Source organism: Bathymodiolus japonicus methanotrophic gill symbiont (assembly GCF_019721995.1).
Lineage (GTDB): Bacteria > Pseudomonadota > Gammaproteobacteria > Methylococcales > Methylomonadaceae > Methyloprofundus.
Genome location: NZ_BLYC01000014.1, coordinates 72139 through 95865, shown reverse-complemented (window position 1 = coordinate 95865; position 23727 = coordinate 72139). Strand labels below are relative to the sequence as shown.

Below are 23727 nucleotides of genomic sequence, written 5' to 3'. Positions count from 1 at the left end.
ATAATTATGATGTGTGGCAATTAAATCCACTGCTTCTCTAACCTGATTGCCCATGCCGACTTGCAGTAAAGTAAGCCCATAGCGACAATCAAGACAGTTTTAAATGTTGCAGGCAATGCATAAATATCAATCTGGCGTAATAAATCATTTTGTGAGCGGGCAATGACATAGATTAATAAGGCGACAATAACAGCGCGAGTAGCATATGTGCCGTGATCATCAACGGTGCAGATGGGTTTTTACCACGATGGAACCCAGCCAGCCCTGAAAGCCCACTAACAGAAATACAGTCAGGGATAAATAAAACACTGCTTTATCTGTTTTCAGGTAGGCGCGTGATGCCCAGAGTGTTAAGAAAATTAAAAAACCGATTGTCACCCCGGTAAGGCGGTCAGGTATTCAGTCCAGGTTTTGATGACATTAAAATCGGTATTGGTATAGCCAACAGCATAGATTTCATGATAATTGGCGGGCAGCTGAGCTTCGCTAGTTGGCGGGATTAGCTGTCCAAAACAGGTAGGCCAGTCAGGCAGCCCATGCCGGCTCCAGATGCACGGACAATACCGCCTACTAAAATAACAAAATAGACGGCGAAAATTGTCAGTGTACCTAAGCGCCTAAAGCGTCGTGCAATGTCAGGGTTCATTTGTATTGTGCGGCTTTCATTATGATGTTAATTCAGAGTAATTTTATCGCAGGATTGATTAGCAAGTTGGAGATTTACATCATTAACTGCCTGATCATGCAGTACCACTAATAGCTGAGTTATATTGTCTTGCACTGCAACTAATACGACCATGCCCCGTACCTTAGACTCATTATCAGTAACTGAACAGCCAGGGCTAATTTCAGCAGCCGTAGCACAGCGTGCTTGATACATGGTGCGCTTATTCTTGCCTAAATAGTGTGTGCGAGCTACGATTTCCTGGCCGGTGTAGCAGCCTTTTTCAAAGCTGATCGCACCCAGTTTATCCAGGTTAAGCATTTGTGGCACAAATTCTTCACTAGTCCGTGTATATAGCCAGGGAATCCCCGCCTGAATATCCAGGCCTAACCAGGCGCTAGAGCTGATTAAGCTTATGTCTAGCTGCTGGCTTAGCTCTAACCAGAATAAGCGGCTTTGTTCGGGGGCGCCGATAAACAGAAAGCTGTTTTTCTAGTTGCGGGTATGGGTATAACAGCTCTTGTGGATTCAGTTTGATATTTGCAATACCACTAATACATAAGTCATCACTATGATCTGTCATTTTTACGTCAGAACGTAACACATACATTTGCAGCTTTTTTCTAACCGATTCGAGTAACTCGTGCGTAAGGATGAGCTGAAATGAATCTTGATGCCGGATAATGATAAAGCTACTGATTGTACGACCTTTGGCATTGCAATATGCACCCAAAACAGGCTGCGCATCAAGCAATGCTTTAATATCACATGTTGTTTGACCTTGTAAAAAATCTGCCGCATCTTTCCCCGAAACCGTTAATATGCCTAAATGCGTAAGTGGCGCTAAGATTGCCTGCTTATCGGTTGGTACAAAGCTTAATAGTTTTTGTGTAGCCAGGTAGTCTATCCAGTCAGCATGCATAATAGTGTTCTAGGAATTCTTAATAAGTTCATAATAGAGGTCAATATTATAACGGGATATGCTTTTTATTGCCGCGAATTCCTGGCCGTGTAGTCACATAATAATCGAACAAGCAGGAGTAAAAAACTTTAGATTTTTTACTCTGGGTTATTATTAAGAAAAATACGCTTAACTGAAGTTTCCCAATAATTATTTATGGTAAAATTGAAACTATGCTACAACTATATCATCAGTGTTCCCCTATCAATTGATGCCGTGAGACTAACCTCGCCACAAGAGAGCTCATAAAGCACTGTAAAGACATTCCTGTTATTATTGCGTTTTGAACTGCCCGAATGGTATACGAGCTGATACGAGATATTCTTGCCTGGAAAAATAATGGATTCACAAAACGATCTCGTTTTTGAGCCTGTTGCTGCCTTATCTCCAGAGCCTCGCTATATTTTTTATCCGATGGATGAATCAATTCTGGCTGTTGTGTTTTTGAACTCTCTTCAAACACGCGCATTAAATTATAGCTCATTGCAGTCAGGCGCATTTGATTTTCAAGTGAGCGGGTATTGGAAGACCAAGCTTTAGTTTCCTTGAAATTACTTTTAGTGTTATTGAATGTCTTTTCAATCGTCCATCGCTTGAAATACAGCATGGCAATGGTTCCAGGGTTAATAGTCATTGGCAAGGTTGTCACAAACCGGTGAAGTTTTCCGGTTTCTGGATCACGGTAATCCACCACGTTAAATTTGATGCCCTTGTTTTCGTACACACTGTATGCTTCAACCCCTGTATTGATCTCATGGCGGGAGTCAAAAGGGATAGACTCAACGAGAGTCGCAATTGAATTTTCTTTTAGCATTGAAATCATGTAATTAGCATGTCGTTTCTGCCGATCCCACCAGACAAAGTCGGTGACGGCTTTATCGTAGACATAGAGATGTTTCTGAGAGCTGTTATTTCCCTTGTTTTGCTTTTCAATATGATCTCGTAACACAGGTATTTCTTGATGCCTCTGAGTTCCGTTTGTCACCAGACAAAGAAATCTGAGCAACCCACTTCTGAGATTCAACGCGTAAATCCCCCCAGCCGCATAAACTTTCCCCTTGCTGTTTTTTTCAGTATGGCAGGCATGATCAATAAAATGTCCATCCGCTGCTTCTATGGTGTATTCGTCAAGTTCCGGGAATGCTTTAAGATAATCAATGCCTTGCGACAGCAGTGTTTCAGCGTGAAGATGATAGCTCTGCTGTTCAAATGCCTCAAGCATACTTGTTCGTCTATGCGACTTCAGTGATTTAAAATACGTTGAGTGGGGAAGCAGCTGGCCATAAATCTGTTCATTGGTTTGGAGGAAATGGCGACCACTATCGACTACACTGATACAGCGTAATAACCCAAGGCGAATAAAGTCGATATCCTTCAACTCTGGGCATGAACGAGCCCACAAAGGATGACGCTCTGCTAACAGGGAACGTTCCATACTTTCATTGCAGTGTTGGTGAATATGTTCAGAGAGTGGTAGGTCTTTAAGCATGGGTGATATCCGTTTATGAGGTGATTAAAACGGAAATTTTTAGAAAAATTTTTTCGGCAATTGCAAGCTTTATTTGAAATTATTTGTTGTTTTTTTTACGGTGCCTACAGAGTGTCTATTTGCTGTTATAAGTGATTAAAATCAAAAAGATGGAAATATTCGAGTGGTGCTACCTTCAGGTAGGTTATAGGCTGCTTTGTTTAGGTACTTCTTCTTTCAATGGGAACACTGATGACTATGAAAAAATAGTCTTTTCATTCGTTTCAAATGCTATTGCCTAAGGGGAATTAAGTAGGGGTTTGCTATAAACATGGCAAAACCACCTAAAATAAACCTCGATACACCAGCATTGTGTATTTCAGCTACTCAATAATTGGGAAACTTCAGCCCTTAAAAACAATTCAGGCAAAAAAAGAAACCGCCACGATAAGAGGGGAAGTCGTTCCTTTCCAGACCAAGATGACTCAGGCGGCTCAAATGCTGATTGCAATTGCAGAACATTTTTCCACCGCTCCGATATTGACAGTCACTGATAGCTGGTTTGGCAACAATGGCCTATGGAAGCCTGTTTACAACATCAGTGTTCCCATTGAAAGAAGAAGTACCTAAACAAAGCAGCCTATAACCTACCTGAATGTAGCACCACTCGAATATTTCCATCTTTTTGATTTTAATCACTTATCACAGCAAATAGACACTCTGTAGGCACCGTAAAAAAACAACAAATAATTTCAAATAAAGCTTGCAATTGCCGAAGAAATTTTTCTAAAAATTTCCGTTTTAATCACCTCATAAACGGATATCACCCATGCTTAAAGACCTACCACTCTCTGAACATATTCACCAACACTGCAATGAAAGTATGGAACGTGCCCTGTTAGCAGAGCGTCATCCTTTGTGGGCTCGTTCATGCCCAGAGTTGAAGGATATCGACTTTATTCTCCTTGGGTTATTACGCTGTATCAGTGTAGTCGATAGCGGTGTTTTTCAAGATAGTTTTCGCCTAAATTATTTAAGCCGCCTCCGCTGAAAATCCTGGAAACGGAGCTTTAGCGAAGTGAAGATTTTTAGTCCGCGATAGCCGTAGGGCCGTTGTTTTGTCGGAGTCTGAGCGTTAGCGAAGGTGGAGACAAAATAAAAGGCCATCCGACACGGCGTCAAGTCATTTGGAGCCTATGTTCCGACCCCTTGTTGGGTCGGGGACGAGGTGACGAGGACGAATCGGGGCCGCCGGAGGCATAAGTGGTCGCGTTAAGTTTTTGCTGCTTGCTTGGGCTGGGATGCCCAAAACAAGCTTTCGCAAAAATAGCGACTCCCCATGTTTCCTTTAATAGGCTACGCTCAAGTAGTGTAGCGGCATCTTCGCCACTTTCTTGTTCATACACTTCAGCCCGACTATTTTTCGGCTATAAATGTCCTCTATCATATATAAATAGTAGAACTGACCCACGATGGGTGTTGGCATGTAGCTGATATCCCACGTCCATACCTGGTTCGCTTTTTCTGCGATATAACTCGTTGGCTTGGAGGTGTTTTTGCGCTCTCGCTGAAAATCATGGAAACGTAGCTTAGCGAAGTGGTGATTTTTAGTCCCTGATAGGCGACAGGGCAATTCGCTGATTCGACGTGTGCTAGCAGCACGCGAGAGGAGCAAGAATTGCATTCCGAATAGCCGTCCAGCCAGTGAGGTAGTAATGACGAAGCGGCTTTTGTGCGTAGTTGTTGCGGACGCAGGGCGTTCAGGGCATCTCCCATCCGCTGCGTAGGTGAACGAATTATGGCGACAGGAGTCCCGGAACTTCGTGAGGTAGCATGGCGCGCCTGTTAGCCCGCCCTCTATCGCTGAAAATCAGGGAAACGGAGCCTAAGCGAAGTGATGATTTTTAGTCCGCGATAGCCGTAGGGCCGTTGTTTTGTCGGAGTCTGAGCGTTAGCGAAGGTGGAGACAAAATAAAAGGCCATCCGACACGGCGTCAAGTCATTTGGAGCCTATGTTCCGACCCCTTGTTGGGTCGGGACGAGGTGACGAGGACGAATCGGGGCCGCCGGAGGCATAAGTGGTCGCGTTAAGTTTTTGCTGCTTGCTTGGGCTGGGATGCCCAAAACAAGCTTTCGCAAAAATAGCGACTCCCCGAGTGTGACTTGTTCTGCTTTATGCAACACTCGATAAAATGATGATTCGGAGGCAATGTAGATGCCTTTGTCTGCCAGGATAGGGACGATTTGACTCGGTGGTAAATTGGCATACTCGTCCTCATTACACTCGATGTTCAAGTTTTCAGCTATAACTGGGCTAAGAAAAGTAAATTTTTCCGGCTTTGTTTTATAAGTGATTGATTTACAATGATGTTGATGCTTTCTTTGTCAGTAAAATTATCAATAAAATCAATCAGTTAAAAAACTTGAACATCGAGTTACAGGTCATTAAAATAGCGAGTTGCTCATATTCGCTTAATTTATTATTACTCGATGTTCAAGTTTTTCCATCCCATTGCCATCAAACTCTTACCTTCACCCAGCAGAACAATGACGCAACGACTACGCACAAAAGCCGCTTCGTCATTACTACCTCACTGGCTGGACGGCTATTCGGAATGCAATTCTTGCTCCTCTCGCGTGCTGCTAGCACACGTCGAATCAGCGAATTGCCCTGTCGCCTATCAGGGACTAAAAATCAACACTTCGCTAAGCTACGTTTCCATGATTTTCAGCGGTAGCAACCAGTCCCAGGGTATACTTGCTTTACGAAACACCCAGGATAATGCGGCTACTTTGCAATCTCCAAGGCTTGCTCGCTCAAACTTAGCCCAGCAAACAGAGTTCATTAGCAGTATGCCCGTTAAACAAGCGCCCAACCAAGCGGCTTGAATCCGTGTCAAAGCGGCTCCGGGTTTTAGCTGATTGAGCGCATTATTTAAATCGTCAATATAGCTTTGGATAAAGGTGGCTGGGGCATTCATTAACATGGGCTTACACCGATAAAATTACAACAACCTCAGACGCTGTCAGCCCCGGACGGGCTGATAGTCTCCAGAAGGCGCAGGGAAATTTGCCAATCCGAAGTGCGCGATAGCGCGCGAGGGAGGCTAAAATTTTATCCCGAATAGCCGTAGAGCCATTTGTGGTAGCCATGACTGAGCTGCTTTGTGCTCAGTCTGTGGCGGACGCAGGGCGGCTGGAGCATCTCCTATTCGCTGCGTAGGTGAACGAATTACGGCGACAGGAGTCCCGGAATTTCGTGAGGTAGCATGGCGCGCCTGATACCTGATTTTACCTTCTCAATATCAAAAACTTGAACATCGAGTTTTAGGAGATGGGCGTATGGCATCCGACCTTCTATCGGCCTCTACTCCTCCGTTAACTTGCCAGTTTTGTAAGGTACGAATGCTGATACCAACAATATCACAGGCTTTGCCCTTTCTGGCACCTTGTCCAATGGCTTCATTGATCCATGTGACATAATTTACGCGCTCTGAGTGAGGAATTAAGCGTCCTCGTTTTCCTCCCAGAGCGCATCCAGCTTTTTTCTAAGCACCAATAAGGCCGCTGTTTCTGCAAGTGCTTTCTCTTTGCGATTAAGCTCTTTCTTTAATTTTTTGTTTTCACTACGTAATTGTTTTAATACGTTTCTATCTGTTTTTTCTTGCGTCACGTTTTGCTCTGATCCTTTAATAAAATGGGTCTTCCAGGACTCAAGTTCAGCTTTATAAAGCCCGCGTGTACGACAATATTCAGTACCTCTTGCTCGCTCAGGGTACTGTGTCGTATCAGCTGGAAGTGGAGACAAATAGAGGCCATCCGAACGGCGTCAAGTCATTTGGAGTCCCTATGTTCCGACCCCTTGTTGGGTCGGAACGAGGTGACGAGGACGAATCGGGGCAGCCGGAGGCAGAGTGGTCGCGTTAAGTATTTTGCTGTTGCTGGGCGGATGCCGCAAAACAGCTTTGATGCGATAATGTAATGACGAAGCTGTCTTTTTTTCTGCGTCACGTTTTGCTCTGATCCTTTAATAAATGGGTCTTCCAGGACTCAAGTTCAGCTTTGATAAAGCCGCGCGTGTACGACATATTCATGACACTCTTGCTCGCTCAGGGTAGCTGTCGCTTGAATGGCTGATAATTTTTTCTCGGTTGTCCACTGTATAGGAGAATGGCTTGTGTTTTTAGTGTTTTTAGTGTTTTTGCACTCGCTGAAAATCAGGGAAACGTAGCCTAAGCGAAGTGAAGATTTTTAGTCCGCGATAGCCGTAGGGCCTTTTATTTTGTCTCCACCTTCGCTAACGCTCAGACTCCGACAAAAACAACGGCCCTACGGCTATCGCGGACTAAAAATCTTCACTTCGCTAAAGCTCCGTTTCCAGGATTTTCAGCGGGTGTGTATAGCTCATTTGTAGCCTCTGTAAATTGTTTGGTACTCGATGTTCAAGTTTTCAGTTATAACTGGGCTAAGAAAAGTAAATTTTTCCGGCTTTGTTTTATAAGTGATTGATTTACAATGATGTTGATGCTTTCTTTGTCAGTAGAATTATCAATAAAATCAATCAGTTAAAAAACTTGAACATCGAGTGGTACAGGCGCGCCATGCTACCTCACGAAATTCCGGGACTCCTGTCACCGTAATTCGTTCACCTACGCAGCGAATAGGAGATGCTCCAGCCGCCCTGCGTCCGCCACAGACTGAGCACAAAGCAGCTCAGTCATGGCTACCACAAATGGCTCTACGGCTATTCGGGATAAAATTTTAGCCTCCCTCGCGCGCTATCGCGCACTTCGGATTGGCAAATTTCCCTGCGCCTTCTGGAGACTATCAGCCCGTCCGGGGCTGACAGCGGCTGTTTACTTTACACCTATGTCTTGTCTTAATTCAACAGGTGTTAGTCTAGCCAATACTTGCAGAGGGTTATGCACTTATTATACGAATTCAGGCATAAATAATTATTGGGAAACTTCAGTTTATCTACTGACCTTTATAATTTATTCAATCCAGATTTTGCTCCTTTAATAGCGCCATCAGTACCACCATCAACAATAGATCCAGTTACTGCACCGCTTATCGCGCCGTCAACACCACCTGACGCACTTTCAGTTGCTACGTCTTTAGCCATATCGGTGACCGACTTTCCGTCTACCTTTGCTGCTTGCTCAGAGACCTGACCTGCTGTATCAGCAGCTGCATTTGCACTGTTTGCAGCGTTATTGACGTCCTCTAGACCCAATGCCATTGCATTTTGTGTGCTAAAGATGAAAAGACTCGCGAAGATTATTTTTTTAAACATGGTATTTCCTTAAGTTAATGAACAGTTATATCTGGCAGCGAACTGCCAGGTTGGTAAATAAAAATTAATATAAACTGCAGGGTAAATATTTCAATTCCTGGTTTTTGGCAGGACAAGGAATCAACAATGAGTACAACATCCCTTAAAGTTGAAAAACTATGAAACCAGTTAACTGAATGGTAAGCGTAGTTAATTTTATTTAGTGGGCGCCGTATGAATATTAATTAATATTATTTCTTACAAAGCAGTTTTGATGCCAAGAAATATTTTATGTCTGGTTTTGTGAAATTTCACCAACAAATCAAGGGAGTGGGGTGTTTCAATCAGCGGCAAGGTAATTCTAATAATTTTTTGTTAAGTAGCCAATTATTATTTTAAATTTTTGCGTCGTGATATAGCGAATGTTTGTGAGGGTTAAGCCCAGTGATTCAGTGCAATATTGCACTGTGAGCGAGGTTTTATTATGCAGATGACCGCTATAACTATACCATAGAATCACAACTAGTCACCCTAATTAAGAGTCGTCTGTTAGCGACATAAGTGAGTATGGATGAAAAAACCTGATAAAAATTCTGGGCTGTCATATTCCTTTAACAAACGACATGCATGATAAGCATTTTACAAAGTGAAAATATCGATGCATGCAAGCTATTATTTACAAAAGTTAGTCATGGGAAAACAGTCGAATGATGATGAATACCTTGGAGTGGATGCTGAAATAAGCCAGGATGTTATTGATTTAATCAGTTTAAAGTCAGAGCCCTTTGCCTGCCAGAAAACATATCGACCAGAACCTTATCTGATGCAGCTGGATGAATATGAGTTAGCTATGGCGAGCTGAATCGGGTGCTGTTAGCGTGGGAATATTGATAGGGGTGGAGCAATTCTTCTACTGAAGTTTCCCAATAATTATTTATGGTAAAATTATTGGGAAACTTCAGTTGGTAAGTATGTTTATCAAAGCATTTATGCTCATACAGAGAGAGCTGGATGTGAAGTTATCGAATTAAATGTACAAAGGGGTTTTGCTGAGAACGGCCTTTTAGGTCGAATTTAAACCACGTTTTATAAGCGTGGTAGTTAATTTCATTCTGGTGATGACAGTGATAAGATAATAAACTTAAAAATAATAATGAAAAAGAGGTGAAAAACTATGAAATTTAATGTGTTCTTTTTATTTGCTTTACTATTCGTTTTTTCCGGTCAACTATTCGCAGCGAGTGAAGGTCGTGAAGGGGATTGGGTGAAGAAAACTGTTACTGGAGACATCAAAGCAACAGCGGGCTGTAAAGACAAAGCTAAAGCAGAAAAACAGACTATTCCAGGGAGTTATCGCTTTAAAAAATATACCAAAATAATGTGCCAGAATATTGCTTATGGCTGGGGTCGGGATAAGGTTCTGGATGATGGGGAATTAGTTTGTGAAGCTTGTGAGGGCGAATACGAAGGTAAGGAAAAATACCGTTGCTATATGGCGAATGTAAAAGTTCAGTGCAAGATCGTTAAGCGCGGCTTTTAAATCACACTTCCATTAGCGAATTAACTACCAGTTTTTAATGCAACTGGTAGTTATATTTCCGCTTACAGAGTGGGTCACCCCCCCCCTTGCCTTCTTAATGCACATTTTATCCATTTGCGTGCGTCATTGGTATTAGCATAGACGTCCGTCCGACCATAATATCTACGGCCTTGCGTAATCTCTTAAATACCGAATCCTGACGATACGGTATGCCATGTTTTTTACATACCTCGACAACTTTTGGTTGTACATATTGATACTGGTTTAAAGGAATATCCGGCCATAAGTGATGCTCTATCTGGTAATTTAACCAGCCATAAAAAAAGTCATTAAAGTCTGACCCAGTAGGGTAATTCACTGAACCGAGAATTTGACGCAGAAAGAATTCCCCGCGCCCTTTGCCTTTGTCTTCAAACATCATCACATCATCACCAGCGTGGTTAGGGACAATAACCAGGAATGAATGCATATTGGTAAAGGCCTCCGCTAACAACGATGTTAGTAAGACGCTGCTTGCTGCAAAAGTACCTAGCGGTAAAAATAACAAGGGCAACAAAATAAAGCGAAAACCAATATATGGCAAAATACTTTCTAGCCATAATGCACGGCCTTGTTGACTAAATGGGCTCCATGCCTGTATCCGGGTCATTGCCGGTAACACTTCTCGCTTTTTCCTAGCCTGACTAATACGTAATTCTTTATGTGTGCGGGGTGTGTAATACAGGATTTTCCAACTCGTCGTAAACAAGGCAACGATGGCATAACGTAAGCCCATAGGAGTATTAGACTGTCTTAACCATTGCATATTGTGTTGTAAATGGTCAGGGTCGCGTTTTTCACCAAGATTATAATGATGCAGGATGTCGTGCTCTTGATGCCAGCCTGCAGGGGTGATCCAGTCTGGCCAATCAATAAAGCGCCGCCATCCCTGGGCAAATTTCGTACTGGTATAACTGGCGGGAATATTGGCAATTTTATCATAGCCTTTATGCACGATGGGATGCGTCATTTGTGTCCAGCGGGTAAAGCTGCCCTGGCTGATTAATAACGCTGAAATAGGATTAGGGAAAATCCAGGCCGTGCCGTAGCCCAGTAGCGAACATAGCTGTCCCCATCGCTCCATCTTTTTTAAATGCTTAAAGTCCTGCTCACAAACGCGGGCTAATACTTCTTTATGAATCTCATCTAGATCTTTAGCAAGTGCTTCTCTGTCTACGTTTTGGTAACTTTTTAAACTCATATTTTTATGTGTTCTGCTCAGCTAAGGGCTAGCCAGAAAAAAGGTATCACTCCATTATCATTATGCAAGAATAACTTAAACAACTGGCTTGTCTCGTTATCCGTCTTCTGTATTGTAGTCACTTTACCAGGCGCGCCATGCTACCTCACGAAATTCCGGGACTCCTGTCGCCATAATTCGTTCACCTACGCAGCGGATGGGAGATGCCCTGAACGCCCTGCGTCCGCAACGACTACGCACAAAAGCCGCTTCGTCATTACTACCTCACTGGCTGGACGGCTATTCGGAATGCAATTCTTGCTCCTCTCGCGTGCTGCTAGCACACGTCGAATCAGCGAATTGCCCTGTCGCCTATCAGGGACTAAAAATCACCACTTCGCTAAGCTCCGTTTCCATGATTTTCAGCGATAGCTGGCTATGCGCCAGTTTCTACGCCTTGAATACGAATAAAAACCTGCACCTGAGTGGCGGTGTGCTCAATTCATTCAGAGCGCGTTGCTTTGCGTAACTATAATGAAGAAGTGCCTGATTACCCATAACCCTCAGCCATATTCAAATACGCTCGCCATTCCTGCATGTTGTTAGCAGGAATCTATAGGACTAAGCAATAGATTCCCGATAAAAGACTTCGGGAATGACGAGCATGTTTTTATAAAGTAGTGATATTAAATATTTTAGTCATGTTGGCTGAGCCTTGTACGTAATCAGGAAGAAGTATTAGGCAGCCGTTGAACGATAATATTCGATTGCTGCAGCAACTCCGCTACCGGGAACAAGGTCAAAGCCATTATCCAGTAATGCCATTTCCACGCCGGCAATAGCGCCTAGCATAGAGACGTCATTCATATCACCGATATGGCCAATACGGAATACTTTGCCCATAACTTCTGTTAAGCCCGCGCCTAAGGAAATATCGTACTTATCAAAGGCGGTGGCAATCACGTCGCGGGCATCTTTATCTTCAGGTACAACGATAGCTGACACAGTATCTGATTCAAAGCCAGGCTGTGCACAAAGCTTTAAACCCCAGGCTGCAATTGCTTTACGCGTACCCTCGGCTAAACGATGGTGGCGCGCATAAACATTTTCCATGCCTTCTTCTAGTAGTAAATCCAGTGCAGCACGTAGGCCGTGAATCATCGGAGTAGAAGGGGTGTATGGAGTATACCCCAATGCATTTTGCGCCATTTGGTCTTTAAGGTCCAGGAAGCAGCGAGGGAAAGTGGCTGTTTCGGTCAGCGCCAGCGCTTTTTGACTAAACGCAAGAATTGCTAGGCCTGCAGGTAACATAAAGCCTTTTTGTGAGCCGCTGATTGCGCCATCTATGCCCCATTCATCCATACGGAAATCAAGGCTTGCAATTGAACTTACGCCATCAACAAATAATAGCGCAGGGTGATTTGCAGCGTCCATTGCTTTACGTACGCCTGCAATATCACTGGTTACACCGGTTGCTGTTTCATTATGGGTGGCCAGGACTGCTTTAATTTCGTGCGTATTATCTGCCTTTAAGCGTGCCTCTATGTCATCTAACGGAATGCCTTTGCCCCACTCAACTTCATGCATTTCAACATCCAGACCTAGACGCTGTGCCATGTTCATCCATAAATGACTGAATTGGCCAAAGCGATAGATAAGCACTTTATCGCCCGGGTTTAACGTATTGGTTAATGCAATTTCCCAGCCTGCTGTACCTGTTGCAGGGAAGATAAAAGCCTGGCCTGTTTCTGTTCTAAAAACCTTTTTTAAGTCTTCTAAAACCGGCTTAAGTAACAGCGGGAAAGTCGGTGCACGGTGATCTTCCATAGGAAGGTGCATGGCACTTAATACTTCATGTGGGGAGTTAGTTGGACCAGGAATGTATAGGTGGTTACGACCAGCCATTGCGTTGCCTCTTAAAAGGTTAAAATTATCGGAAAAATTCATCAATTATGACATAGATAATGATTAACATCAAGTGGTGAAAAATCAAAGCTGAACCGGCGGATAGAAAAAAATAAGCTGATGGGCTATATGCAGTACTTTCGTCTGCCTAATTACCGTGTTATTATTGGTTTTTTAGACAATACTGGATCATCAGTGTTCCCCTATCAATTGAGGCCGTGAAACTAACCTCGCCACCGCTGTCAGCCCCGGACGGGCTGATAGTCTCCAGAAGGCGCAGGGAAATTTGCCAATCCGAAGTGCGCGATAGCGCGCGAGGGAGGCTAAAATTTTATCCCGAATAGCCGTAGAGCCATTTGTGGTAGCCATGACTGAGCTGCTTTGTGCTCAGTCTGTGGCGGACGCAGGGCGGCTGGAGCATCTCCCGCTGAAAATCAGGGAAACGGAGCTTTAGCGAAGTGAAGATTTTTAGTCCGCGATAGCCGTAGGGCCGTTGTTTTGTCGGAGTCTGAGCGTTAGCGAAGGTGGAGACAAAATAAAAGGCCATCCGACACGGCGTCAAGTCATTTGGAGCCTATGTTCCGACCCCTTGTTGGGTCGGGACGAGGTGACGAGGACGAATCGGGGCCGCCGGAGGCATAAGTGGTCGCGTTAAGTTTTTGCTGCTTGCTTGGGCTGGGATGCCCAAAACAAGCTTTCGCAAAAATAGCGACTCCCCGAGCGTAGGTGAACGAATTACGGCGACAGGAGTCCCGGAATTTCGTGAGGTAGCATGGCGCGCCTGTTAAATAATCCCGCCTATTATCAGGGTAAAAATAGGGCGACCACATATAAATAATTTCGGCTTCATTCGCTGAAAATCAGGGAAACGGAGCCTAAGCGAAGTGATGATTTTTAGTCCGCGATAGCCGTAGGGCCGTTATTTTGTCGGAGTCTGAGCGTTAGCGAAGGTGGAGACAAAATAAAAGGCCATCCGACACGGCGTCAAGTCATTTGGAGCCTATGTTCCGACCCCTTGTTGGGTCGGGACGAGGTGACGAGGACGAATCGGGGCCGCCGGAGGCATAAGTGGTCGCGTTAAGTTTTTGCTGCTTGCTTGGGCTGGGATGCCCAAAACAAGCTTTCGCAAAAATAGCGACTCCCCGATACGCCCGCGACATGTATTTTCCAGTTGTTGTATTAATTTTTATCACTTCACCCGTTTCCAGGTATTCCGGTACTTGAACCTCCATTCCGGTGGGTAAAACAGCGGCCTTTGTGCGTGCGGTAGCCGAAGAGCCTTTAATGCCCGGGGCTGTTTCCATGATTTCCAGCTCAACCGATGCCGGGAGTTCTATACCCAGGATATTACCATCCATAATCAAGGCAGTAATACCCTCTAGGCCTTCGGTAATATAACCAGTCTGTCCTTCCAGTTCATCTTCGTTGAGCATGTACTGGCTATAATCTTCTGAATCCATAAACACATAGCTGTCACCATCACTATAGGAATACTGTACTTTTACGCGAATACAGTCTGCTTCTTTCAGAAAGTCATCGCCTTTATAGGATTCATCCAGCTTTTGTCCTGTTTTAAGATTCGTGTAGCGAATCTTATACAGTGTTGAAGCGCCGCGCGATGATGGACTTCTTGAGTCTACTAGTTTTACGGCATGGGGCGTGTTATTGATTTCAATAATCATTCCACGTTTTAAATCACTGGCTTTGGGCATAATATTTCCTGGTTTTGGAGGAGGGAGGCGATTACCAATCTTCACTTCGGCTGAAAGTTTTTAAGGAACGCGCACGGAATAAGTTTGCCATACCAGTTACGCTGACATAGGATTTATGTTCGTATTCAAGGTGTTAACAGGTTAGGCAACTATTTCTACAACGCAGGGTGACGAGCATAAAGACAAGCAAGTTGTCGAAGTTATTCCGTGCACATTCTTAAGCTATTTGCTGTTGAATAAAGCTAACAATCTGGTCTAATTCAATTTCCTGATTTTCACTTGCAGTACGCGCACGATATTCAACGGTATTAGTATCCAGGCCACGGTCGCCAAGAACAATACGGTGTGGAATGCCGATCAACTCCATATCTGAAAACATAAATCCGGCACGTACTTTACGATCATCAAACAGCACTTCGATTCCAGCATCGCACAGCTCTTGATAAAGTTTATTTGCTGCAACGCGTAAGCGTTCTGATTTATGCATATTCATTGGACATAATGCCACTGTAAAAGGTGCGAGCCTAGTTGGCCAGATGATGCCATTGTCATCATGATTTTGCTCAACGGCCGCCGCAATTATGCGTGATATACCTATACCATAGCAGCCCATAGTCATGGTTTCACTTTTACCTGCTTCATTAATTACATTAGCCTTCATTGTTGCGCTGTAGGTGGTACCTAGCTGGAAGATATGACCGACTTCTATGCCGCGTACTATGGTTAAAGTACCATGACCATCCGGGCTAGGGTCACCTTCGACAACAGAGCGCAAGTCAGCAATTTCACTAGGCATAGGTAGGTCTCGTTCCCAGTTTGTTCCGGTGAAATGCTTCCCTTGCTGATTAGCACCACATACAAAGTTAGATAATACGGTGACACTGCGATCAGCAATAATCCTGATATTTAAGTTGATAGGGCCTATTGAGCCTGGTTTACATTGACAGGCATTAACCACTTCTTCATCACTTGCAAATTCAAGCGGGGTAAGAATGCCGTCAATTTTTTCCGCTTTAATTTCATTTAGATCATGATCGCCTCTTAATAACAGTGCTATCAAGCTATCATCTTCGCCACGTACAATCAGTGTTTTAAGGCATTGCCGGGCTGAAATATTTAAGAATTCAGCCAGATCTTCAATGCTGTGCTGGTTGGGGGTATCAACAAGTGTAAGGGGCAAGGTAGCCTCTGCAGCTTTTTCCGCTGGCATGATTGCTTCAGCTTTTTCTACATTAGCTGCATACTGACTAGCGGATGAAATAGCGAGGGCATCTTCGCCTGAATCTGCCAGCACATGAAACTCATGAGACACCGCGCCGCCAATAGAACCTGAATCGGCAATCACCGCGCGAAAGTCCAGCCCCAGACCCGTAAAGATATTTGTATAGGCCAGATACATGACATCGTATGTTTGTTGCAGAGATTCATTGCTGAGATGAAATGAATAGGCATCTTTCATAATAAATTCGCGAGAGCGAATAATACCGAAGCGCGGACGGATTTCATCACGAAATTTTGTTTGTACCTGGTAATAGGTAATAGGTAATTGCTTGTAACTCTTTAGCTCGTTACGCGCCAGGTCGGTAATAATTTCCTCATGCGTTGGTCCCAGACAGAAATCTCTATTGTGACGATCCTTTAAGCGCGCTAGTTCCGGACCATATTTTTCCCAGCGACCGGTTTCCTGCCATAGTTCTGCAGGTTGCAACGCTGGCATCAGTACTTCCAGCGCACCTGCTTTTTGCATTTCCTGGCGCGTAATTTGCTCAACTTTTCGCAGTACACGCAGGCCTAACGGGAGCCAGGTATACAGTCCAGAAGCCAGCTTGCGTATAAGTCCCGCTCTAATCATTAATTTATGGCTGGCGATTTCAGCATCGGCTGGTGTTTCTTTAACAGTACTAAGTGGAAATTGTGAGGTACGCATGTATCTTTATGAAAGGGTATATGGAAAAAGTGGTCATTTTACCTAGGCAAAGAATGTTTAGCTATGCCTTATAGAATTAAGTGTGCTTTTCAAGCAAAAAAACAGCAGCATATTGTAGGCTGAGGTTGAGGTACGAAACCCAGCAACAAAAAGCCGGGATGATACAAGTTCCATCCCAGCATACAGAACCAAATACACAAAAATTTTTACAGCCACATATAACTGACGTTTTAATCAGGGTATAAATATTTGTCAGCTAAAGATTTCGTTAAGAAAGTTTTTCATGCTTTGCCAGGATCGTTTATCAGCAACTTCCTTGTAAGCAGTACCTAAAGATGGGGTATTCGCTTTAGGATTGGTAAACGCATGTACGGTATTGCCATACTGGTGTAACTGCCAGTCCACTTTTGCATTAGTCATTTCCTGGCAAAAAGCTTGTACTTGATCATCTGATGCCATCGGGTCGTCATGACCATGCAGGGCTAAAACTTTTGCCAGTACGGGTTTAGTAGCCTTGTTTTGAGGCTGGATTAATAAACCATGAAAACCGACAACTCCTTTAATATCAGCGCCCATACGCGCCAGATCCAGTACACATAAACCACCAAAGCAAAAGCCGATAGCCGCAATGCTCTTATCATCAACCCAGGGTAATAATCTTACTGCATACAGTGCAGCATCAATACGTTGCTGTAGTAACAGTCGGTCATCCATAAAGGGCTGCATTAAAGCGGCATTTTCTTCCGGGCTACTGCCTAAAATTCCCTGACCATACATATCCAGGGCAAAAGCAACATAACCTAATTCGGCTAATTGCCTAGCTTTATTATATTCACAAATTCATCGCGCCCGACCCAGGTATGGGCAATTAATACGGCGGGGCGCCTACCTTCAAAGGCATCGTCATAAGCAAAAAAAGCCTGTAATAAGGTGTCACCATCCAGGTAATTGACGGTATTAGAAAATATTGCCATGACAGTCGTTAAATATTGCCGAAATTATAGACTTCGACCCGGTTAACCAGCGGCTTTAAGCGCTTGTGTAACATGTCTTTATGTTGCTGGCTTTGCATATACTTTTTAAGCGCCTGAACATTTTTAAACGTAACAGTGACAGCAATATCGAAGGTATCATTTACATTAGGCTTGTCACTGGAAATAACCGCGCTGACATGACGCGATAAAACGCCAGGTAAGGTTTTCAAAGAGCGTCTAATATTAATAAATTTTTCACGCATTTGCGCATTCCCCGGCTCTTTTAACCAGATCACAACAACATGGCTGACGCGCTGATCTTGCACGGCGTGACTAAGGTACGCAGTACAAAATAAACCCACGAATAATAAGCTTTGTAGTATTTTTTTCATTATATTTCTCATGATTTCTTTAGTTGCTCTAAAAAGCCAGTTGAGGCCTCCTCGATTAAATCCAGCACTGTTTCAAACCCATAGGTACCACCAAAATAAGGGTCGGGTACTTCAGTTGTATTCAGATGTGACGCATATTCCAGAAATAACTTGATTTTATGCTGATGCTCTTCAGGACAGGCTTCTAGCATAATGGCATGATTGTCCTGATCCATGGCTAACAAGTAATCATAGTCTTCAAAATCACCCATAACAACTTTTCGCGCGCGCAACATACTCAGGTCAACCTCGCGATCTTTTGCCGCTCTTTGCGAACGCAAGTCAGGAGCCTCTCCTATATGGTAAGCATGCGTGCCTGCTGAATCAATATCAAAGTTATTCTGTAATTGTTGTTCCTGGATTAATTTGTTAAATACACCTTCAGCACTGGGTGATCTGCAAATATTGCCCATACAGACAAACAGGACTTTTACTTTATTTTGATTACTCATATTATTTTTGGTTATCACTATTTAGGCAACTGAGGTTTCCCAATAATTATTTATGGTAAAATTGAAACTATGCTACAACTACAGGCGCGCCATGCTACCTCACGAAATTCCGGGACTCCTGTCGCCATAATTCGTTCACCTACGCAGCGGATGGGAGATGCCCTGAACGCCCTGCGTCCGCAACGACTACGCACAAAAGCCGCTTCGTCATTACTGCCTCACTGGCTGGACGGCTATTCGGAATGTAATTCTTGCTCCTCTCGCGTGCTGCTAGCACACGTCGAATCAGCGAATTGCCCTGTCGCCTATCAGGGACTAAAAATCACCACTTCGCTAAGCTCCGTTTTCATGATTTTCAGCGTATGAAAAAAATAGTCTTTTCATTCGTTTCAAATGCTATTGCCTAAGGGGAATTAAGTAGGGGTTTGCTATAAACATGGCAAAACCACCTAAAATAAACCTCGATACACCAGCATTGTGTATTTCAGCTACTCAATAATTGGGAAACTTCAGTTTAGGCAATAGACTGTATTTTATTAAATATTGGTATTACTCGATGTTCAAGTTTTTTAACTGATTGATTTTATTGATAATTTTACTGACAAAGAAAGCATCAACATCATTGTAAATCAATCACTTATAAAACAAAGCCGGAAAAATTTACTTTTCTTAGCCCAGTTATAGCTGAAAACTTGAACATCGAGTATTAGGTAACTCGCAACAAATAACCCACTCACCCGCTGAAAATCAGGGAAAGTAAACAGCTACCAAACAATTTACAGAGGCTACAAATGAGCTATACACACCTATGTCCTGAAGAAAGATATTATATAGAAATTGAATTAAAAAAGGGAACTTCACAGAATAAAATAGCAGAAGCCTTAGAACGAAGCCAAAGCAATATTTCACGCGAGATTAAACGCAATACAGGTCAAAGAGGCTACAGGTATAAACAAGCAGAAGATTTTGCCCAAGAACGACACAAAAACAAGCCTAAAGAGGTTAAATTAACGGATGAAATAAAAGGCATTGTTAATGTTCGCATTGAGGATGACTGGAGTCCTGAGCAGATTGCAGGGCGGTTAAAACAAGAAGGTATAATTAGTCTTCATCATGAAACAATCTACCAGCATATTCTGGCGGACAAAAAGGCAGGGGGTGAACTATACAAGCATCTTCGGCATCAGAACAAAACCTATCGCAAGCGGTATGGGTCAGCCCATAATAGGACAGGAATCCCTAATAGAGTCGATATAGATGAGCGTCCTGAAGAGGTCAACAACCGTAAGCGTATAGGTGATTGGGAGGCAGATACAATCATTGGGAAAAATCACAAAGGGGCGATTGTAACGTTGGATGAGCGAGTCTCTAAATTACGGTTGGCCTTCCCTTTAGCGGGGAAAAAGGCTCAATATGTATTAGACGCAACTATTTTAATGCTTGATCCTATAAAAAGCTTTGTTAAAACAATCGCTGTCAGCCCCGGACGGGCTGATAGTCTCCAGAAGGCGCAGGGAAATTTGCCAATCCGAAGTGCGCGATAGCGCGCGAGGGAGGCTAAAATTTTATCCCGAATAGCCGTAGAGCCATTTGTGGTAGCCATGACTGAGCTGCTTTGTGCTCAGTCTGTGGCGGACGCAGGGCGGCTGGAGCATCTCCTATTCGCTGCGTAGGTGAACGAATTACGGCGACAGGAGTCCCGGAATTTCGTGAGGTAGCATGGCGCGCCTGTACTTTTGATAACGGGAAAGAGTTTACCCTGCATGAAAAAATAGCAGAAGCACTAGGTTGTGATACGTATTTTGCGACTCCCTACAGCTCTTGGGAAAGAGGGCAAAATGAGAATGCTAATGGCTTATTAAGACAGTATTTCCCTAAAGTAATGGAGTTGATTGATGTTACGATAAAAGAGGTTTTTATAGCCGTTGATAAGCTAAATAGTCGCCCTAAAAAGTGTCTCAATTACAAAACACCTTATGAGGTATTTGAAGAGCTGACTGGGATAGATATGAAAAATTTATTGGGTTATGTACTTATGACTTGAATTCAGGTCTTTATCAGACAAAAAAACCTTTGCTTTTAACTCTTGCTAATCTGGTGAGTTCATCGGCTAAATCATGGTTATTCGGTAGCGCCTTGTTTTCAGATGAATCTTGTACAACTTCGGTAACAGGGGAGGGTTCACTAAAAATATTGGATAATTTAGTTTCTACTTTCTCTGCTTCGGTTGGCAGTTCTTCTGCAGTATCGGAATCAGGGCTAATAGCTGATTCTAGCAGGTCACACCAGAGCAGAAGATCTTCAGCTGAGCGAGCGAAAGAATGCGGAGATAAACGTAAATCGCCTTCACGATCATCAGTGTTCCCATTGAAAGAAGAAGTACCTAAACAAAGCAGCCTATAACCTACCTGAAGGTAGCACCACTCGAATATTTCCATCTTTTCGATTTTAATCACTTATAACAGAAAATAGACACTCTGTAGGCACCGTAAAAAAACAACAAATAATTTCAAATAAAGCTTGCAATTGCCGAAAAAAAATATTTCTAAACCGGTTTGTGACAACCTTGCCCAGGCGCGCCATGCTACCTCACGAAATTCTGGGACTCCTGTCGCCATAATTCGTTCACCTACGCAGCGGATGGGAGATGCCCTGAACGCCCTGCGTCCGCAACGACTACGCACAAAAGCCGCTTCGTCATTACTACCTCACTGGCTGGACGGCTATTCGGAATGCAATTCTTGCTCCTCTCGCGTGCTGCTAGCACACGTCGAATCAGCGAATTGCCCTGTCGCCTATCAGGGACTAAAAATCACCACTTCGCTAAGCTCCGTTTCCATGATTTTCAGCGAATGACTATTAACCCTGGAACCATTGCCATGCTGTATTTCAAGCGATGGACGATTCAATAACACTAAAAGTAATTTCAAGGAAACTAAAGCTTGGTCTTCCAATACCCGCTCACTTGAAAATCAAATGCGCCTGACTGCAATGAGCTATAATTTAATGCGCGTGTTTGAAGAGATTTCAAAAACACAACAGCCAGAATTGATTCATCCATCGGATAAAAAATATAGCGAGGCTCTGGAGATTAGGCAGCAACAGGCTCAAAAACGAGATCGTTTTGTGAATCCATTATTTTTCCAGGCAAGAATATCTCGTATCAGCTCGTATACCATTCGGGCAGTTCAAAACGCAATAATAACAGGAATGTCTTTACAGTGCTTTATGAGCTCTCTTGTGGCGAGGTTAGTTTCACGGCCTCAATTGATAGGGGAACACTGATGTTCACGATAGTAAAAATTAACTATAGACTTTCAGAAAATTAATTTCCGAACAAACAAAAACGACAGAGGGGAAACTGGCTTATAATTTTCGTCCCAACACTAACGGAAACAGTCAAAAATGGTATCCCTCACTTTTTCAAAGTCAATTGTAGACCGACTAAAAAAAAATATGGCGACAGCTCTCAAGCTAAGTAATATTTGTTTATATCGATTAACTCAAGCTCTACTCTGGTTCAGTGAATGCATGAGAATCAAAGAAATAGCACGCCTAATGTGAGTCTGTGAAAAAACCATTATAAATTGGCTGAAAACATTCATGCATAAAGGTGTCGGTTGGTTAATAGGGCAACACTATCAAGGACGTGGTCGGAAGTCAAAGTTAACTAAAGACCAGAAAAATAAATTGGTTGAGTTGATAAAGAAAGGCCCAGAAGACAATGGATTTCATTGTGGAATATGGAATACTGCGATGATTGCCGAGCTTATTTGGTTAAAATTTGAAGTTCGTTATAACTTGAACTATTTATCAAGCCTAATGAAAAAACTGGGCTTCAGTTATCAAAAAGCTCGTTTTGTGACTGATCGCCAAGAAGAAGAAAAGTACGAGCTTGAAAGAAAAACGTGGCTGGAAGAAACATTGCCTGCCATTATGGAAAAGGCGGTAGAAGAAAAGAGTGTCGTTTTATTCGGTGATGAGGTGTCATTTGCTATGTGGGGTTCATTGGCACGAACCTGGGCTCCAATATCGGGGAGTCGCTATTTTTGCGAAAGCTTGTTTTGGGCATCCCAGCCCAAGCAAGCAGCAAAAACTTAACGCGACCACTTATGCCTCCGGCGGCCCCGATTCGTCCTCGTCACCTTGTCCCGACCCAACAAGGGGTCGGAACATAGGCTCCAAATGACTTGACGCCGTGTCGGATGGCCTTTTATTTTGTCTCCACCTTCGCTAACGCTCAGACTCCGACAAAACAACGGCCCTACGGCTATCGCGGACTAAAAATCTTCACTTCGCTAAAGCTCCGTTTCCAGGATTTTCAGCGGGAGAGCAACCCACAGTGAAAACATCAGGGATTCGAAAAGGGTTGAAAATGTTTGGTACGATCGAACTCGAAGGAGGGAGTTTTCAATACCGAGAATCATTGGCTTATGAGATAAAACCAAAGTCACTTAGACTTTTAAAAGAAGCTGGGCTGCCTCAAGAATTTTTAGCTATTCTTAAAAGCTTAAAAAATGAGAAATATCCAACACAGAAGCTTTTTATGGAAGCGATATATTCTATTGCCGACAACGTCTTAATCGAGAGTTATAAGCCAATGATATTACAACACGCTGAAACATCTGGGCGTTTTAATGGTGAAAGCTATGTTGAGTTTTTAACACAATTGCTGGCTTATTATAAAGGCAAGATTATTCTAATTGAAGATGGTGCCCCGTATCATGGAAGCGGTGTTATTAAGGAATTTAAGTTAGCTAATGTAGATCGTTTGACAGTAGAACGTCTCCCTGCGTTCTCGCCGGATTTTAATCCGATTGAGAAATTATGGAAAAATACGAAACGCGATTCGACTCATATGAAGTATTTTAAAACTTTTGAAGATCTTCATGATTCAGTTGTGCAAACTTTTAACACTTATATGCATGATGCCAGTAAAGTGATTTGTGTTATGCAAAAATTGCGGGAAGATTTCGTTGTTACCGCCTAAGTTTAAGCGCTCCAAATTTGGAAATTATTTATCTGAGAAACTATAGCACTGGTTTAACTTCAGCTTCGCTAAAGATTTCCATGGAAATTCCCCGGGTTGCATCTGCTGGCAGTTTTTCATTTTCCAGATCTTGCAGTGTTGTTAATAAATTTTCTTCCGCTATATCATCAAACACTTGCTCAGGATTTTTGCTGATTTTCATTACGCAG

At 43.3% G+C, this 23727-nt stretch carries 40 protein-coding genes and 6 pseudogenes; 17 read left to right on the top strand and 29 right to left on the bottom strand.

What is annotated here, in order from left to right:
- The 4 genes and pseudogenes from K6984_RS17590 to K6984_RS17575 form a co-directional block, all read right to left on the bottom strand.
- Nucleotides 1-646: pseudogene (locus K6984_RS17590) on the bottom strand (COX15/CtaA family protein); the annotation flags it as partial.
- Between the two features lie 27 nt (nt 647-673).
- Entirely contained in the window at nt 674-1030 is a 357-nt protein-coding gene (gene ygfZ / locus K6984_RS17585) for a CAF17-like 4Fe-4S cluster assembly/insertion protein YgfZ (protein ID WP_230988157.1), read from the bottom strand.
- A 31-nt stretch (nt 1031-1061) separates the two neighbouring features.
- The gene (locus tag K6984_RS17580) at nt 1062-1586 is read right to left on the bottom strand and encodes a YgfZ/GcvT domain-containing protein (protein WP_221896701.1); all 525 of its coding nucleotides are present in this window, start codon (nt 1584-1586) and stop codon (nt 1062-1064) included.
- 229 nt (nt 1587-1815) lie between these two features.
- On the bottom strand, nt 1816-3114 hold the full coding sequence (locus tag K6984_RS17575) for a transposase (protein WP_221893851.1): 1299 nt from the start codon (nt 3112-3114) through the stop codon (nt 1816-1818).
- Nucleotides 3115-3922: 808 nt separating this feature from the next.
- Between K6984_RS17575 and K6984_RS17570 the strand changes: the two genes are divergently transcribed.
- Complete coding sequence (locus tag K6984_RS17570; protein WP_221896146.1) at nt 3923-4144, top strand: hypothetical protein; 222 nt, start codon at nt 3923-3925, stop codon at nt 4142-4144.
- Here K6984_RS17570 and K6984_RS17565 read toward each other — a convergent pair.
- The 5 genes and pseudogenes from K6984_RS17565 to K6984_RS34050 form a co-directional block, all read right to left on the bottom strand.
- Nucleotides 4123-4260 carry a hypothetical protein gene (locus tag K6984_RS17565; RefSeq protein ID WP_221896145.1) on the bottom strand — a complete coding sequence of 46 codons (138 nt, stop codon included), beginning with the start codon at nt 4258-4260 and terminating at the stop codon, nt 4123-4125. The two genes, K6984_RS17570 and K6984_RS17565, sit on opposite strands and share 22 nt — an antisense overlap.
- Nucleotides 4261-4276: 16 nt before the next feature.
- Complete coding sequence (locus K6984_RS17560; RefSeq protein ID WP_221896714.1) at nt 4277-4417, bottom strand: hypothetical protein; 141 nt, start codon at nt 4415-4417, stop codon at nt 4277-4279.
- Between the two features lie 19 nt (nt 4418-4436).
- A pseudogene (locus K6984_RS17555) lies at nt 4437-4648 on the bottom strand (DDE-type integrase/transposase/recombinase); the annotation flags it as partial.
- Nucleotides 4649-4950: 302 nt separating this feature from the next.
- Nucleotides 4951-5076 carry a hypothetical protein gene (locus K6984_RS34055; RefSeq protein ID WP_263458605.1) on the bottom strand — a complete coding sequence of 42 codons (126 nt, stop codon included), beginning with the start codon at nt 5074-5076 and terminating at the stop codon, nt 4951-4953.
- Between the two features lie 27 nt (nt 5077-5103).
- A complete protein-coding gene (locus K6984_RS34050) occupies nt 5104-5232 on the bottom strand; it encodes a hypothetical protein (protein ID WP_263458596.1) in 129 nt (42 codons plus the stop codon).
- Between the two features lie 351 nt (nt 5233-5583).
- Here K6984_RS34050 and K6984_RS17550 point away from each other — a divergent pair, with 351 nt between their 5' ends.
- Nucleotides 5584-5982 (top strand): hypothetical protein, encoded by a 399-nt coding sequence (locus K6984_RS17550; RefSeq protein WP_221896700.1) that lies wholly within the window; start codon nt 5584-5586, stop codon nt 5980-5982.
- Between the two features lie 102 nt (nt 5983-6084).
- On the opposite strand, the gene K6984_RS17545 is transcribed toward K6984_RS17550, so the two are convergent.
- Nucleotides 6085-6246: a hypothetical protein gene (locus K6984_RS17545; protein WP_221896699.1), complete on the bottom strand. Its 162-nt coding sequence runs from the start codon at nt 6244-6246 to the stop codon at nt 6085-6087.
- A 352-nt stretch (nt 6247-6598) separates the two neighbouring features.
- A complete protein-coding gene (locus tag K6984_RS17540) occupies nt 6599-6901 on the bottom strand; it encodes a LapA family protein (RefSeq protein ID WP_221896698.1) in 303 nt (100 codons plus the stop codon).
- A gap of 474 nt (nt 6902-7375) precedes the next feature.
- Between K6984_RS17540 and K6984_RS34045 the strand changes: the two genes are divergently transcribed.
- Nucleotides 7376-7507, top strand: a complete 132-nt coding sequence (locus K6984_RS34045) for a hypothetical protein (RefSeq protein WP_263458791.1) — start codon at nt 7376-7378, stop codon at nt 7505-7507.
- A gap of 143 nt (nt 7508-7650) precedes the next feature.
- Here K6984_RS34045 and K6984_RS17535 read toward each other — a convergent pair whose 3' ends face one another.
- Nucleotides 7651-7800 carry a hypothetical protein gene (locus tag K6984_RS17535; protein WP_221896697.1) on the bottom strand — a complete coding sequence of 50 codons (150 nt, stop codon included), beginning with the start codon at nt 7798-7800 and terminating at the stop codon, nt 7651-7653.
- Nucleotides 7801-7812: 12 nt separating this feature from the next.
- Between K6984_RS17535 and K6984_RS17530 the strand changes: the two genes are divergently transcribed.
- Complete coding sequence (locus K6984_RS17530) at nt 7813-8115, top strand: hypothetical protein (RefSeq protein WP_221896696.1); 303 nt, start codon at nt 7813-7815, stop codon at nt 8113-8115.
- Here K6984_RS17530 and K6984_RS17525 read toward each other — a convergent pair.
- Entirely contained in the window at nt 8081-8389 is a 309-nt protein-coding gene (locus tag K6984_RS17525; RefSeq protein ID WP_221896695.1) for a hypothetical protein, read from the bottom strand. The genes K6984_RS17530 and K6984_RS17525 overlap by 35 nt on opposite strands.
- Before the next feature lie 625 nt (nt 8390-9014).
- Between K6984_RS17525 and K6984_RS17520 the strand changes: the two genes are divergently transcribed.
- Nucleotides 9015-9230, top strand: a complete 216-nt coding sequence (locus K6984_RS17520) for a hypothetical protein (protein ID WP_221896694.1) — start codon at nt 9015-9017, stop codon at nt 9228-9230.
- Nucleotides 9231-9542: 312 nt separating this feature from the next.
- Complete coding sequence (locus K6984_RS17515) at nt 9543-9908, top strand: hypothetical protein (RefSeq protein WP_221896693.1); 366 nt, start codon at nt 9543-9545, stop codon at nt 9906-9908.
- Nucleotides 9909-10014: 106 nt separating this feature from the next.
- Here K6984_RS17515 and K6984_RS17510 read toward each other — a convergent pair whose 3' ends face one another.
- Entirely contained in the window at nt 10015-11148 is a 1134-nt protein-coding gene (locus tag K6984_RS17510) for a fatty acid desaturase family protein (protein ID WP_221896692.1), read from the bottom strand.
- A 196-nt stretch (nt 11149-11344) separates the two neighbouring features.
- On the opposite strand from K6984_RS17510, the gene K6984_RS17505 reads away from it, so the two are divergent.
- Complete coding sequence (locus tag K6984_RS17505; RefSeq protein WP_221896691.1) at nt 11345-11656, top strand: hypothetical protein; 312 nt, start codon at nt 11345-11347, stop codon at nt 11654-11656.
- A gap of 209 nt (nt 11657-11865) precedes the next feature.
- Here the strand turns inward: K6984_RS17505 and K6984_RS17500 are convergent, their stop codons facing one another.
- The 11 genes and pseudogenes from K6984_RS17500 to K6984_RS17460 form a co-directional block, all read right to left on the bottom strand.
- Nucleotides 11866-13032, bottom strand: coding sequence for an aminotransferase class V-fold PLP-dependent enzyme (locus tag K6984_RS17500; protein ID WP_221896690.1), 1167 nt, complete (start codon nt 13030-13032; stop codon nt 11866-11868).
- 192 nt (nt 13033-13224) lie between these two features.
- On the bottom strand, nt 13225-13401 hold the full coding sequence (locus K6984_RS17495; protein WP_221896689.1) for a hypothetical protein: 177 nt from the start codon (nt 13399-13401) through the stop codon (nt 13225-13227).
- Entirely contained in the window at nt 13364-13579 is a 216-nt protein-coding gene (locus tag K6984_RS17490) for a hypothetical protein (protein ID WP_221896688.1), read from the bottom strand. Before K6984_RS17490 ends, K6984_RS17495 begins: the two co-directional genes overlap by 38 nt.
- 27 nt (nt 13580-13606) lie before the next feature.
- Nucleotides 13607-13735, bottom strand: a complete 129-nt coding sequence (locus tag K6984_RS34040) for a hypothetical protein (protein ID WP_263458596.1) — start codon at nt 13733-13735, stop codon at nt 13607-13609.
- A 297-nt stretch (nt 13736-14032) separates the two neighbouring features.
- The gene (locus tag K6984_RS34035) at nt 14033-14161 is read right to left on the bottom strand and encodes a hypothetical protein (RefSeq protein WP_263458596.1); all 129 of its coding nucleotides are present in this window, start codon (nt 14159-14161) and stop codon (nt 14033-14035) included.
- A gap of 19 nt (nt 14162-14180) precedes the next feature.
- Nucleotides 14181-14744 (bottom strand): annotated as a pseudogene (gene efpL, locus K6984_RS17485) (elongation factor P-like protein EfpL); the annotation flags it as partial.
- A 217-nt stretch (nt 14745-14961) separates the two neighbouring features.
- Complete coding sequence (locus K6984_RS17480; RefSeq protein ID WP_221896686.1) at nt 14962-16671, bottom strand: proline--tRNA ligase; 1710 nt, start codon at nt 16669-16671, stop codon at nt 14962-14964.
- Between the two features lie 252 nt (nt 16672-16923).
- Nucleotides 16924-17645 (bottom strand): annotated as a pseudogene (locus tag K6984_RS17475) (dienelactone hydrolase family protein).
- Between the two features lie 8 nt (nt 17646-17653).
- Complete coding sequence (locus K6984_RS17470) at nt 17654-18037, bottom strand: Dabb family protein (RefSeq protein WP_221896685.1); 384 nt, start codon at nt 18035-18037, stop codon at nt 17654-17656.
- A gap of 8 nt (nt 18038-18045) precedes the next feature.
- On the bottom strand, nt 18046-18528 hold the full coding sequence (locus K6984_RS17465; RefSeq protein WP_263458792.1) for a low molecular weight protein-tyrosine-phosphatase: 483 nt from the start codon (nt 18526-18528) through the stop codon (nt 18046-18048).
- 50 nt (nt 18529-18578) lie between these two features.
- Nucleotides 18579-18722, bottom strand: coding sequence for a hypothetical protein (locus K6984_RS17460; RefSeq protein ID WP_221896684.1), 144 nt, complete (start codon nt 18720-18722; stop codon nt 18579-18581).
- Here K6984_RS17460 and K6984_RS17455 point away from each other — a divergent pair.
- Together K6984_RS17455 and K6984_RS17450 are read left to right on the top strand one after the other, a co-directional pair.
- Nucleotides 18679-18894 carry a hypothetical protein gene (locus K6984_RS17455; protein WP_221896683.1) on the top strand — a complete coding sequence of 72 codons (216 nt, stop codon included), beginning with the start codon at nt 18679-18681 and terminating at the stop codon, nt 18892-18894. The genes K6984_RS17460 and K6984_RS17455 overlap by 44 nt on opposite strands.
- A 425-nt stretch (nt 18895-19319) precedes the next feature.
- A pseudogene (locus K6984_RS17450) lies at nt 19320-20018 on the top strand (IS30 family transposase); the annotation flags it as partial.
- On the opposite strand, the gene K6984_RS36345 reads toward K6984_RS17450, so the two are convergent.
- A complete protein-coding gene (locus tag K6984_RS36345) occupies nt 19937-20131 on the bottom strand; it encodes a hypothetical protein (protein WP_420831681.1) in 195 nt (64 codons plus the stop codon). The pseudogene K6984_RS17450 and the gene K6984_RS36345 overlap by 82 nt on opposite strands.
- 129 nt (nt 20132-20260) lie before the next feature.
- On the opposite strand from K6984_RS36345, the pseudogene K6984_RS17445 reads away from it, so the two are divergent.
- A pseudogene (locus K6984_RS17445) lies at nt 20261-20572 on the top strand (IS30 family transposase); the annotation flags it as partial.
- 13 nt (nt 20573-20585) lie between these two features.
- On the opposite strand, the gene K6984_RS17440 reads toward K6984_RS17445, so the two are convergent.
- Both K6984_RS17440 and K6984_RS17435 read right to left on the bottom strand, forming a co-directional pair.
- Nucleotides 20586-20984, bottom strand: coding sequence for a hypothetical protein (locus K6984_RS17440; protein ID WP_221896680.1), 399 nt, complete (start codon nt 20982-20984; stop codon nt 20586-20588).
- Nucleotides 20985-21212, bottom strand: a complete 228-nt coding sequence (locus tag K6984_RS17435; protein ID WP_221896679.1) for a hypothetical protein — start codon at nt 21210-21212, stop codon at nt 20985-20987.
- On the opposite strand from K6984_RS17435, the gene K6984_RS17430 reads away from it, so the two are divergent.
- The 7 genes from K6984_RS17430 to K6984_RS17405 all read left to right on the top strand — a co-directional run bounded on the left by K6984_RS17430 (nt 21169) and on the right by K6984_RS17405 (nt 23518).
- On the top strand, nt 21169-21384 hold the full coding sequence (locus tag K6984_RS17430; protein WP_147636564.1) for a hypothetical protein: 216 nt from the start codon (nt 21169-21171) through the stop codon (nt 21382-21384). The genes K6984_RS17435 and K6984_RS17430 overlap by 44 nt on opposite strands.
- Nucleotides 21385-21402: 18 nt before the next feature.
- Nucleotides 21403-21813: a hypothetical protein gene (locus K6984_RS17425; protein ID WP_221896191.1), complete on the top strand. Its 411-nt coding sequence runs from the start codon at nt 21403-21405 to the stop codon at nt 21811-21813.
- A gap of 120 nt (nt 21814-21933) precedes the next feature.
- On the top strand, nt 21934-22092 hold the full coding sequence (locus K6984_RS17420; protein ID WP_221896678.1) for a hypothetical protein: 159 nt from the start codon (nt 21934-21936) through the stop codon (nt 22090-22092).
- A 39-nt stretch (nt 22093-22131) separates the two neighbouring features.
- Nucleotides 22132-22629, top strand: a complete 498-nt coding sequence (locus K6984_RS17415; RefSeq protein WP_221896677.1) for a winged helix-turn-helix domain-containing protein — start codon at nt 22132-22134, stop codon at nt 22627-22629.
- Nucleotides 22578-22706: a hypothetical protein gene (locus tag K6984_RS34030; RefSeq protein ID WP_263458596.1), complete on the top strand. Its 129-nt coding sequence runs from the start codon at nt 22578-22580 to the stop codon at nt 22704-22706. The genes K6984_RS17415 and K6984_RS34030 overlap by 52 nt, the downstream gene beginning before the upstream one ends.
- 27 nt (nt 22707-22733) lie before the next feature.
- Complete coding sequence (locus K6984_RS17410; RefSeq protein WP_221896676.1) at nt 22734-22874, top strand: hypothetical protein; 141 nt, start codon at nt 22734-22736, stop codon at nt 22872-22874.
- Complete coding sequence (locus K6984_RS17405) at nt 22871-23518, top strand: transposase (protein WP_221896675.1); 648 nt, start codon at nt 22871-22873, stop codon at nt 23516-23518. Before K6984_RS17410 ends, K6984_RS17405 begins: the two co-directional genes overlap by 4 nt.
- A gap of 40 nt (nt 23519-23558) precedes the next feature.
- Here K6984_RS17405 and K6984_RS17400 read toward each other — a convergent pair whose 3' ends face one another.
- Entirely contained in the window at nt 23559-23720 is a 162-nt protein-coding gene (locus tag K6984_RS17400; protein ID WP_221896674.1) for a hypothetical protein, read from the bottom strand.
- Nucleotides 23721-23727 lie beyond the last annotated feature (7 nt).

Bases quoted from the DNA above. Each gene is read 5' to 3' on its own strand.
- K6984_RS17580 (WP_221896701.1), bottom strand. From the start codon at position 1,586: ATGCATGCTGACTGGATAGACTACCTGGCTACACAAAAACTATTAAGC.
- K6984_RS17575 (WP_221893851.1), bottom strand. From the start codon at position 3,114: ATGCTTAAAGACCTACCACTCTCTGAACATATTCACCAACACTGCAAT.
- K6984_RS17570 (WP_221896146.1), top strand. From the start codon at position 3,923: ATGCTTAAAGACCTACCACTCTCTGAACATATTCACCAACACTGCAAT.
- K6984_RS17565 (WP_221896145.1), bottom strand. From the start codon at position 4,260: ATGGCCTTTTATTTTGTCTCCACCTTCGCTAACGCTCAGACTCCGACA.
- K6984_RS34055 (WP_263458605.1), bottom strand. From the start codon at position 5,076: ATGGCCTTTTATTTTGTCTCCACCTTCGCTAACGCTCAGACTCCGACA.
- K6984_RS17550 (WP_221896700.1), top strand. From the start codon at position 5,584: ATGTTCAAGTTTTTCCATCCCATTGCCATCAAACTCTTACCTTCACCC.
- K6984_RS17545 (WP_221896699.1), bottom strand. From the start codon at position 6,246: ATGGCTACCACAAATGGCTCTACGGCTATTCGGGATAAAATTTTAGCC.
- K6984_RS17530 (WP_221896696.1), top strand. From the start codon at position 7,813: ATGGCTACCACAAATGGCTCTACGGCTATTCGGGATAAAATTTTAGCC.
- K6984_RS17525 (WP_221896695.1), bottom strand. From the start codon at position 8,389: ATGTTTAAAAAAATAATCTTCGCGAGTCTTTTCATCTTTAGCACACAA.
- K6984_RS17515 (WP_221896693.1), top strand. From the start codon at position 9,543: ATGAAATTTAATGTGTTCTTTTTATTTGCTTTACTATTCGTTTTTTCC.
- K6984_RS17510 (WP_221896692.1), bottom strand. From the start codon at position 11,148: ATGAGTTTAAAAAGTTACCAAAACGTAGACAGAGAAGCACTTGCTAAA.
- K6984_RS17505 (WP_221896691.1), top strand. From the start codon at position 11,345: ATGGGAGATGCCCTGAACGCCCTGCGTCCGCAACGACTACGCACAAAA.
- K6984_RS17500 (WP_221896690.1), bottom strand. From the start codon at position 13,032: ATGGCTGGTCGTAACCACCTATACATTCCTGGTCCAACTAACTCCCCA.
- K6984_RS17495 (WP_221896689.1), bottom strand. From the start codon at position 13,401: ATGGCTACCACAAATGGCTCTACGGCTATTCGGGATAAAATTTTAGCC.
- K6984_RS17490 (WP_221896688.1), bottom strand. From the start codon at position 13,579: ATGGCCTTTTATTTTGTCTCCACCTTCGCTAACGCTCAGACTCCGACA.
- K6984_RS17480 (WP_221896686.1), bottom strand. From the start codon at position 16,671: ATGCGTACCTCACAATTTCCACTTAGTACTGTTAAAGAAACACCAGCC.
- K6984_RS17470 (WP_221896685.1), bottom strand. From the start codon at position 18,037: ATGAAAAAAATACTACAAAGCTTATTATTCGTGGGTTTATTTTGTACT.
- K6984_RS17465 (WP_263458792.1), bottom strand. From the start codon at position 18,528: ATGAGTAATCAAAATAAAGTAAAAGTCCTGTTTGTCTGTATGGGCAAT.
- K6984_RS17455 (WP_221896683.1), top strand. From the start codon at position 18,679: ATGGGAGATGCCCTGAACGCCCTGCGTCCGCAACGACTACGCACAAAA.
- K6984_RS36345 (WP_420831681.1), bottom strand. From the start codon at position 20,131: ATGGCTACCACAAATGGCTCTACGGCTATTCGGGATAAAATTTTAGCC.
- K6984_RS17430 (WP_147636564.1), top strand. From the start codon at position 21,169: ATGGGAGATGCCCTGAACGCCCTGCGTCCGCAACGACTACGCACAAAA.
- K6984_RS17420 (WP_221896678.1), top strand. From the start codon at position 21,934: ATGGTATCCCTCACTTTTTCAAAGTCAATTGTAGACCGACTAAAAAAA.
- K6984_RS17415 (WP_221896677.1), top strand. From the start codon at position 22,132: ATGCATAAAGGTGTCGGTTGGTTAATAGGGCAACACTATCAAGGACGT.
- K6984_RS17410 (WP_221896676.1), top strand. From the start codon at position 22,734: ATGGCCTTTTATTTTGTCTCCACCTTCGCTAACGCTCAGACTCCGACA.
- K6984_RS17400 (WP_221896674.1), bottom strand. From the start codon at position 23,720: ATGAAAATCAGCAAAAATCCTGAGCAAGTGTTTGATGATATAGCGGAA.